The sequence below is a fragment of the Streptomyces sp. CNT360 genome (assembly GCF_000424785.1).
Window position 1 is genome coordinate 214,004 of record NZ_AUKO01000019.1, and the last position, 9,333, is coordinate 223,336.

Sequence of the window (9,333 nt, forward strand, 5' to 3'; positions counted from 1 at the left end):
ATGGCAGGTACCCCGCACGGCGCCAACGCCGCCTCCCACACCCCCGGCACGCCCGGCTCCTCCGGCGCCCCCGGTCCCACCGGGGGCGCCGGAGTTCCCGGCGGTCCAGACGCCCCCGGCACCGTCCGGCGTGAGCTGCGCGACCGGCTCGGGGTCGTGATCGCCACCCGCGACCGGCGCGACACCCTCGCCGGGACGCTGGAGCGGCTGTCGGCTCTCCCCGAGAACCCGCGGATCCTGGTCGTGGACAACGCCTCCAGGGACGGCACGGCGGACATGGTGCTGGGCTCCTTCCCCGGGGTGGAGGTACTGCGGCTGCCGGTCAACCGGGGTGCGCTGGCCCGCAACGAGGGGGTGCGCGTCCTGCACACCCCCTACGTCGCCTTCAGCGACGACGACTCCTGGTGGGAGCCGGGGGCGCTGTCCACAGCGGTGGACCTCCTCGCTACCCGCCCCACCACGGGGCTCCTCGCGGCGGGCATCGCCGTCGGTACACACGGCGCCCCCGACCCGCTCAACACCGTGCTGGCCGCCTCCCCGCTGGGCGCGGGGCCCGTGCCGCGCAGCCGCAGGGTGCTCGGGTTCCTGGGCTGCGCCGCCGTCGTACGCCGACAGGCCTACCTGGACGTGGGCGGCTACCATCCGCTGCTGTTCTTCGGCGCCGAGGAGACCCTGCTCGCCTACGACCTGGCCGCCGCCGGGTGGGAGGTGCTGCACTGCCCCGACGTGGTGGCCCGGCACGCCCCCGCCGACGCGCCCCGCCCGGGCCGCGAGGCGCTGGTCCGCCGCAACGAACTGCTGATCGCCTGGCTGCGCCGGCCCCTGCCCGTGGCGGCGCGGCGTACGCGGGCGCTGTGCGGCCAGGCCGTCCGCGACGCGCAGGCCAGACGGGTCGCCCGCGGCCTGCTGCCCCGCCTGCCCGCGGCGCTGCGGCTGCGGCGCCCCCTCCCGTACGCCGTGGAGGAGGCCGCCCGCCTCGTGGAGGAGACCCGCCCGGTGGGGGAGGGGGCGACGGCATGACGACGTCCGACGACGCACCGCCCCCGAACGCCCCCGCCTCCGGGCCCGGGCAGCCGGACGCACGGGTGACGGTCGTGGTCATCACCCGCGACCGCCGCGACGAACTCCTGCGCACCCTCGGCCTGCTGGAGAGCCTCCCCGAGCAGCCGAAGGTCCTGGTCGTCGACAACGCCTCCACCGACGGCACCGCCGATGCCGTGCGGGCCGCCCACCCGGCGGTGACGCTGCTGCGACCGGGCCGCAACACCGGCGCGGTGGGCCGCAACCTGGCCGTCCGCCAGGTCACCACCCCCTACGTGGCCTTCTGCGACGACGACTCCTGGTGGGCGCCCGGCTCGCTGGCCGGGGCCGCGGACCGGCTGGACGCCCGTCCGGGCCTGGCGGGCGTCGTGGCCCGCATCCTCGTCGAGCCGGAGGGGAGGGAGGACCCCGTCGTCGAGGAGTTGCGCACCTCGCCTGTGCGGGGCCCCGCCTGGCTGCCGGGCCCGGCACTCGGCTCGTTCCTGGCCGCCGCGACCTGCCTGCGGGTCGCCGCCTTCCGTGAGGCGGGTGGGTTCGACCCGCGGCTGTGGCTGGGCGGCGAGGAGGAACTGCTGGCCACCGACCTGGCCGTGCGGGGCTGGTGGCTCGCGTTCGCCGAGGAGCTGACCATCCACCACGCCCCCTCACCGGTGCGCGACGCCACCGGCCGCCGCGTCGACGGGCTGCGCAACACCCTCTGGTACACCTGGCTGCGCCGCCCGCTGCCCGCCGCGCTGCGCCGCACCGGATACCTGGCCCGCTCGGTGCCCCGCGACGCCGCCAGCGCCCGCGCGTTCGCCCGCGCGCTGGCCGGTCTCGGCTGGGTACTGGCCGAACGCCGGCCCGTGCCCGCCTTGGTCGAGCACCGCCTGGCCGCCCTGGAACGGGCCCAGCGCGCCTCCACGGCGCGCCGGTACGTGGGCTGACGGCGCAGCGGCGCCCGGCCCGACGGCGCTCCGGTACGGGAGCTGACGGCGCGCGGTCACGCCGGCCGACGGCCACCTGCGGCGGGGCTGACGGCACACCTGTACGCGGACCGGCGCGGAGGGGCGGTGCGGTCGGCCTCAGCGGCGCAGGCCGGCGCGCTCCCTGTCGGGGGCGAACGGCACCCCCGTCCGCAGCGCCCGCAGGCTGACGGCCACCGCCTCGCCGAGGAAGCTGACGCCGAGCGACAGGCTCGTCGGGCGCGCCTCCTCGTGCATGCCCAGTCCGCGCGCGGCGAGCGTGAACGCGGCCATGACCGCGAGGGTGCCGACGACGCAGAGGAAGGTGCGGCCCGTGTAGCGCTGCCACAGCACGCCGTCCTTCTCGAAGACCGTGACGGCCCGGCCCCGCACGGCACCGAGCGCGAACCCGAGCAGACAGCCTGCGACGGCCCAGCCGATGTCCGCGGCGCCCAGCCCCGCGGTCCGCACCAGCGTCCAGGCGCCGACCGCGGTGAGCACGAGCGGCGCACCCCACAGGTCCCTGGCGTTGAGAGGCTCCCCGGCCAGCCGTTTGGCGATCACACCGAGCGCGAGGGCGACGACGAGCGCCGCGACCAGCCAGCCGTGCATGGGGCTCCCTCCGTTGTGGCACGAGTGTGCTAAAAAAATGGTAGCCCAGGCGTGCTACTACCTCAAGGGGGCCGGCAGCCGTGCGAGGTGGGCCCCGCGGCCACGGAACCCCTCGACGGCGCCGTCGCCCAGTTGCGTGCCGGGGGCGGCGTCAGGCGCGGCGAGCACCGCACGGAGGACCGACGGGCGGGGGACCGACGGGCAGGGGCGGGGCTCAGCTCAGGCCGGCGTCGCGGGCGAGGAGGGCTGCCTGGACGCGGTTGGTGACGTCCAGGGCGGTGAGGATGCGGCTGACGTGGGCTTTGACAGTGCTCTCCCGCATGTCGAGGCGGGTGGCGATGTCGGCGTTGGTCTCGCCGTGGGCGAGGAGGGCCAGGACGTCGCGTTCACGGGGGGTGAGGTGGTCGAGCCGGTCGCGGGCGGCGGTGGCCTGGGGCCGGCCCGCCTGGTGGTAGCGGTCGATGAGGCGGCGGGCGGCGGTGGGGTGGAGCATGGCGGAGCCGGTGGCCACGAGGTGGACGGCGCGCAGGATCTCGGCGGGGTCGGTGTCCTTGAGGAGGAAGCCGTCGGCTCCGGCCGTCAGCGCGTTGTAGACGTATTCGTCGAGGTCGAACGTCGTCAGTGTGATGACCTTCGGGGGGTGGGGCAGGGCGCGGAGCCGGGCGGTGGCGGTGATGCCGTCCATGCGGGGCATGCGGACGTCGACGAGCGCGACGTCGACGCGGTGGGCCGTGGCCAGTTCGACGGCCTGCCGGCCGTCGGCCGCCTGGGCGACGACCTGGATGCCGCCGTCCGCGTCCAGGAGATCGGCCAGTCCCAGGCGGACGAGGGCGTCGTCGTCGACGATCATGGCGCGGATCATGGGAGGGAGCCGTTCTGCTCGGTGTGTGCGGGGTGGGGGATGCGGGCGGCGAGGCGCCAGCCGCCGTCGCCGTGCGGTCCGGCGCTCAAGTGCCCGCCCAGGGCGCGGACCCGTTCGCGCAGGCCCACCAGCCCGTATCCGGAGGGCGCAGCGTGCGCCGCGGGGGTGCCGGGGGCGTTGACGACCTCGACGACGGTCTCGGGCGGACCGTGGTCGACGCGGACGGTGACCGGTGCACCGGCGGCGTGCTTGCGGGCGTTGGTCAGACCTTCCTGGACGAGACGGTAGAGGGCCAGGCGGTGTGCGGCGGGCGCCTGCTCGGGCCGGCCGCGGGTGTGCAGGCCGACCTGCTGGCCGGCCGCGCGTGCCTGCTCGACCAGCTCACGCATGTCGCGCAGGACGGGGGCGGGCGGGGCGTCGGCATCGGTGCGGGGGGCGTGGAGGGCGCCCAGGATGTCGCGCAGATCCGTCAGCGCTTCGGTGGAGGCGGTGCGCAGCAGGGCGAGCCGTTCGGTGACCGGAGCGGCCAGCGTGTCCGTCCTGGTGGCCAGGACCCCGGTGTGCAGGGCGATGAGGCTGAGGCGGTGGGCCAGCACGTCGTGCATCTCCGCAGCGATACGGGCACGCTCGGCCGCGCGCGCGGCTTCCTCGCGCAGTTCCCGCTCGACGCGCAAGTGCTCGACCTCGGTGCCCAGGGCCTTCACCAGGCGTCGGCGGTTGCCCATCCACAGCCCGCCCACGACGGCGAGCAGCAGGAACAGGCTGGCCCCGTACTGCTGTGGGCGCCACAGCGAGACAGCCGTGGGCGCCACCGTGTTGGCGGCCAGGACGGCGATGCCGCAGCCCGCGGCCACCGCCGCCCGGCGCCGGGCGGCCAGGTCGAACAGGGCGACCAGCAGCAGCGGCAGCAGCGGCCACCCCCACACCCCGGTCGCCGCTGTGGCCAGCGCGGGCGCGACGAACCAGGGAAACCGGCGCACGAGCAGCACTGCCCCGCACAGCATCGCCGCGGCGGTGCGCAGGGTGGCGTAGTGGCCACCCGCGGTGGCTGCCCCGCTCTGGACGGCGCCGGCCGTCAGCAGCGCCACCAGCCCCCAGCGCCCGTACCGGGGCCACGGGTAGGTCTCTTTCCAGCTCACGCCCAGATCCTAGGCAGCGCCCCCCTCGCCGTCCTCCGACGATCTTCGCCGCTGTTCCCCTACTTTCGTAGGGGGAGGCGGGCGCACAACGGCGGATTCCGCGGCGACGCCCGATTTCTAGCGTCGAAGCCATGGACGACTGGACCACCTCGCACGACCGAGTCCTCGCGCAGCGCCATGCCGAGGGCTGGATGTTCCTCATCGAAGCCGCCCGCGACCTGGGCACCACCGGCGCCATCGCGCCCAGCAGTGCTGCGCTGGCCCGCGCACTGACCGATCCGGTGCGTGTCCGGGCGGGACGGCCGCTGCACGTCCTGGAGGCAGGAGCCGGGACGGGCGCGGTCACCCGGATCCTGATCCCCCAGCTTCCGGCGGGCAGCCACCTGGACGTCGCCGAGGCCAACCCGCGCTTCGGCGCCCGCCTGCACCAGCTCACCACCACTCACCCGCAGTCGGCCGGACGCAGGGAGCAGGTCCACCTTCACAACCGGCGCATCGAGAAGCTGGACACCGGCCGCCGCTACGACGTGATCGTCTCCGGCCTGCCGTTCGCCAACTTCACCCCCCACCAGGTGCGGGCGATCATGGACCGCTACCTGGAACTGCTGCACCCGGGCGGCACTCTGACCTACTTCGCCTACCTCGGTACCCGACGGGCCCGCACGCTGCTGGCCTCCGGCGCCCAGGCACGCCGGCACCGGGCCGTCGAGCAGGTGCTGGCCGCCTACCAGCGCCGCTACGCCACCGGGTGCTGGACCGTGTGGGGCAACCTTCCTCCGGCCAAGGTGTGGCAGCTCACCCGGCCCGCCACGCCCGCCCGCACGGCGTCCCGCCCGGCGCACGAGGCGACCGGCAGTTCGCGGTGAACACGCTGACCGACGCCCTGGGCCACGTCGGGCCCTGCGGCGCCTACGCGATCGTGGCCGCGGCGGTCCTCGCCGAATCCCTTTTGCTGGTCGGTGCCTTCATCCCCTCCCTCACCATCCTGCTCACGGCGGGCGCACTGGCACGCAGCGGGCAGCTGCATCTCCCGGTGCTCATCGCGGTCGCCTCGTGTGCCGTCGCCGCGGGCGACCTCCTCGCCCACCGCACCGGACGCGTGCTCGGCGAGCGCCTGCGCACCGGACCTGTCGGCCGCCGCCTTCCCGCCGCCGCCTGGCGGCGCGCCGGAACGCTGATGGCCCGCCGCGGCGGCCAGGCCGTCTTCGTCGCCCGCTTCCTCCCGGTCGTCCGCACCCTCGTCCCGCACCTCGCCGGGGCCACCCGGCTGCCCTATCGCCGCATCGCTCCCTACAGCCTTGCCGCCGCACCCCTGTGGGCCGGTGCCGAAGCCGGCGCCGGATACGCGGCCACCGCCTCCCTCCAGCGCGCCCTCAGCCTCGGCGCGCCCGCAGTGGCCGCCGGTGCGGCGGGCCTCGTCGCGGCGGCGGTGCTCTGGAGGAAGGCACACCGCGTACGAGCCGACGCGGCATAGCCCGGTCACCCGGAGCCGGCGGGTCATGAGCCGGGCCATGGAGTACGCGGCGCGATACCGCCTCCTCCGCCCGAACCCGCTGCCCGAGGGGGAGGGTGCAGCCAGGGGCGGCAGTCGGATGATCCGAAACGGACCGCAGGGGTCCGCTACGTACCGGGGCGGCATGAAAGCGGCCCCCGGTATCCCGCGAGAGCGGTGGCTTCGGGCCGCTGGGACGTATCCGGCCGACCCGGCGCAGAAGCGCCGTCGACCGGGGGGCCGGGGAACGCACGGGGGACGGGCACGCCGTGGATGCCCCGTCCCGGCCGGTTCCTGCCGGGCTCCGACTCTCGCAGGCAGGTGGCCCTACTGCGGCCGGATCCAAGGCAAAACCGCCCTGAACTGGGAGGACGTGGTCCATGGGGCGGCGAGTCGGTGGTGCCCCCGGTAGGACTCGAACCTACGGCCAAGCGCTTAGAAGGCGCCTGCTCTATCCACTGAGCTACGGGGGCCTGTCTCCGTTGCGGTGGGCGGGCCCGCCGGTCCCCGGAGTGACCACGGCGGGGTCAAGGATAGGGGGCCGTGCGGCTCGTCCTGTGTGCTTCACGTCCGCGACGCCATGTGGAGGTTCCGTGAAGCGGTCCCGATAATCGCAGGCCGGTGCGATTCACGCAGCGGTTTTGGCGGTGCGCGGTGCGGGTGTTGCGCAGTCGTTATGGGTGCGGCCGGGTCGCAGGTGGTAGATCGGGGGTGAATGGGGCGAAAGGGTCTATTGGGCGCCTAAAACGTCTATTTTTCCCGCCTCGTACCGTGGGCATACTTCAAAACTGCCGCAAAATTGGGCATTCTGCGCATGTGGCGATCATGGACGTACGGCTAGAACTGCTCGACGCGCTCACCGCTCTGCGCGAACGCGTCGCCGCCGCGCGCTTCCCCCTCCCGTTGCCGGGCGCCGAACGCGCCCGCCGCTCCCGGGACGAGCTGCTCGCTCAGCTCGACGACTACCTCCTCCCGCGCGTCCGTACCCCCGAGGCGCCGCTGCTCGCGGTGATCGGCGGCTCGACGGGCGCCGGCAAGTCGACCCTGGTCAACTCGCTGGTGGGGCGGAAGGTCAGCGAGGCGGGAGTGCTGCGGCCCACGACCCGGACCCCGGTGCTGGTCTGCCATCCGGACGACCGCCCCTGGTTCACCGCGCGGCGCGTACTGCCCCGCCTGGAACGCGTGTGGGTCCCCAGACAGGACACGCCGGGCACCCACGACACGGGGACAGGACCCGGGACCGGAACGGGCCCGCTGGGCGCCGGCCGTGGCACGGGAACCGACCGCAGCGGCCCGTCCGCAGGTCCACCCGGCCCGGACACGGGCCTCGGGCTCGCTCCGGACACGGGCCGGCACCCGGGCGCCCACCCCGACCGGGGCCGCCGGGGACTCGGTGCGGGGCGGGGGTTCGGCGGGGACGTCGACCGGGACATCGAGCGCGGCGACCGCGACACGGGTACCGCCTGGAGCCCTGAGGGCGAACCGGACTGGGAAGCCACCTGGGACGGCGAGGAGGACGCCGAGGGCGACGAGCCCCGGCGCGCCCTGCGCATCGAGACCGACAGCGGACTGCCGCCCGGCCTCGCGCTCCTCGACGCGCCCGACATCGACTCCCTCGTCACCCACAACCGCGACCTGGCAGCCGAACTGCTCTGCGCCGCCGACATCTGGGTCCTGGTCACCAGCGCGGCCCGCTACGGCGACGCCGTGCCCTGGCACCTGCTGCGCAGCGCCAGGGAGTACGACGTCACCCTCGCCACCGTCCTGGACCGGGTACCGCACCAGATGGCCACCGAGATCACCGCGCAGTACGGGATGCTGCTGGACCGCGAAGGCCTGGGCGACGTCCCCTGCTTCACCGTCCCCGAACTGCCCGAATCGGCAGGCGGCTCCGGCCTGCTGCCCGGCTCCGCCGTCCTGGGGCTGCGCCGGTGGCTGGAGGGACGCGCCGCCGAACCCGCGGCCCGGCAGGCCGCCGCGGGGCGCACCGCAGCCGGGACGCTCACCTCCCTGCACCCGCGCATCGCCGCCCTCGCCGGCGCGTCGGCCGCCCAGTACGCGGCGGCCCTGCGCCTCACCCAGCACATCGAGACCGCCTACGAGCGGGCGGGGGAGCGGCTGCGCACCCGCATCGCCGACGGTGAGCTGCTGGCCGGTGACGCGGCCGAGCACTGGCGCTGCTTCCCCACCGACAGCGACGGCGACGAACTCTTCGACGCCTTCGCCGACGGTCTGGCCGCGCTCCTGTGCGGCGCCGTCGCCGCCGCCGACGAACGCGTCGCCGAACTGCGCCGCGCCACCCCTGCCCTCCAGCGGTGCGCCTCCGACGCCGACGGCGCCGCCGAGGAGACCGCGCGCGCCGAGGCCGCCGGACGGATCGGTGTGATGGTCCGCCGCTGGCGCCGCTGCGTCGAGGAACTCGCCGACGAGGAGGCCCGCGCCGTCGGCCGCGCCGCCGCCCCCGACGGCGACATCGAACGCGTGGCAGGGCTTCTTGCCGCCGGGCTCCTCGGCGGCCGGCGCGCCGCGGGGGCCGACGACGCCCTTGCCGGCCTGCTCGGCCAGGAGAGCGCCCAGGACCTGCGCGAACAGTGCGCCGAACTGCTGGAGGACTGCGTCAGCCGTGTCCTCCACGGCGAGCGCGACCTGCGCCTCGCCCCGCTGGACGAGCTCAACACCGGCCCGGAACCGCAGATGGAACTGATCGCCGCATTCTCGGTGCTCCGCCGGGTCGAGGCCGCCCGCCGACTGCACGACCCGAGCAGAACGGACGCACCTGCTCACGAGTTCCCGCCGACGCGTACCCCGCTCGGCCTGCATCCCAGCACCCAGCGCGGCCCGCAGCGTGGTCTGCAGGGCGCGCACATGGAGAGGTGACCGCAGTGACGTCCACCGACGCCGCCGCCAGCGGGGCCGACAAGTCCCCCGAGAGCTGGTACACCACCGCGCCCGCCCACGTGGAAGGGCAACTGGAACTGAACCTGGACGAGGCCCCGGAACAGGACCTCCCGGCCCCGCCCACGGAACCCTCCCCGGGGCCGGACACGCCTGCGCCGCCGGATCCCGTGGGGGAGGAGACGGGCGCCGACGCCTCCGTGGACACCGTCGCCCGCCCCCCGCACCCCCCGGCCGGGAACACCACGCCAACCTTCGCCACCCCCGACCAGGCCACCCCCGGACAGGCCGCCCCCGGTCAGGCCGCTTCCGGTCAGGTTGCTTCCGGTCAGGGCACGCCGGGCCAGG

8 protein-coding genes, 1 tRNA gene and 1 pseudogene are annotated in these 9,333 nt (G+C 75.3%); 6 read left to right on the forward strand and 4 right to left on the reverse strand.

Going from position 1 to position 9,333, the window contains the following annotated elements; genetic code table 11:
- Window positions 1-1,020, forward strand: coding sequence for a glycosyltransferase (locus H297_RS36965; RefSeq protein ID WP_078514232.1), 1,020 nt, complete (start codon window positions 1-3; stop codon window positions 1,018-1,020).
- Window positions 1,017-1,967 carry a glycosyltransferase gene (locus H297_RS0117985; RefSeq protein WP_051351941.1) on the forward strand — a complete coding sequence of 317 codons (951 nt, stop codon included), beginning with the start codon at window positions 1,017-1,019 and terminating at the stop codon, window positions 1,965-1,967. The genes H297_RS36965 and H297_RS0117985 overlap by 4 nt, the downstream gene beginning before the upstream one ends.
- Window positions 1,968-2,105: 138 nt before the next feature.
- Here H297_RS0117985 and H297_RS0117990 read toward each other — a convergent pair whose 3' ends face one another.
- From H297_RS0117990 to H297_RS0118000, 3 genes are all read right to left on the reverse strand, one after another.
- Entirely contained in the window at window positions 2,106-2,597 is a 492-nt protein-coding gene (locus tag H297_RS0117990) for a hypothetical protein (protein WP_027738204.1), read from the reverse strand.
- 214 nt (window positions 2,598-2,811) lie between these two features.
- Window positions 2,812-3,459, reverse strand: a complete 648-nt coding sequence (locus tag H297_RS0117995) for a response regulator transcription factor (protein ID WP_027738205.1) — start codon at window positions 3,457-3,459, stop codon at window positions 2,812-2,814.
- On the reverse strand, window positions 3,456-4,598 hold the full coding sequence (locus H297_RS0118000; RefSeq protein ID WP_027738206.1) for a sensor histidine kinase: 1,143 nt from the start codon (window positions 4,596-4,598) through the stop codon (window positions 3,456-3,458). Before H297_RS0118000 ends, H297_RS0117995 begins: the two co-directional genes overlap by 4 nt.
- A gap of 131 nt (window positions 4,599-4,729) precedes the next feature.
- Here H297_RS0118000 and H297_RS0118005 point away from each other — a divergent pair, with 131 nt between their 5' ends.
- Together H297_RS0118005 and H297_RS0118010 are read left to right on the forward strand one after the other, a co-directional pair.
- Window positions 4,730-5,464: a methyltransferase gene (locus H297_RS0118005; protein ID WP_027738207.1), complete on the forward strand. Its 735-nt coding sequence runs from the start codon at window positions 4,730-4,732 to the stop codon at window positions 5,462-5,464.
- Window positions 5,461-6,072, forward strand: coding sequence for a DedA family protein (locus H297_RS0118010; RefSeq protein ID WP_027738208.1), 612 nt, complete (start codon window positions 5,461-5,463; stop codon window positions 6,070-6,072). The genes H297_RS0118005 and H297_RS0118010 overlap by 4 nt, the downstream gene beginning before the upstream one ends.
- 415 nt (window positions 6,073-6,487) lie before the next feature.
- On the opposite strand, the gene H297_RS0118015 is transcribed toward H297_RS0118010, so the two are convergent.
- Window positions 6,488-6,563, reverse strand: a tRNA-Arg gene (locus H297_RS0118015).
- Between the two features lie 352 nt (window positions 6,564-6,915).
- Between H297_RS0118015 and H297_RS0118020 the strand changes: the two genes are divergently transcribed.
- Window positions 6,916-8,967 carry an ATP-binding protein gene (locus tag H297_RS0118020; RefSeq protein WP_106959654.1) on the forward strand — a complete coding sequence of 684 codons (2,052 nt, stop codon included), beginning with the start codon at window positions 6,916-6,918 and terminating at the stop codon, window positions 8,965-8,967.
- A 5-nt stretch (window positions 8,968-8,972) separates the two neighbouring features.
- Window positions 8,973-9,333 (forward strand): annotated as a pseudogene (locus tag H297_RS0118025) (hypothetical protein); the annotation flags it as partial.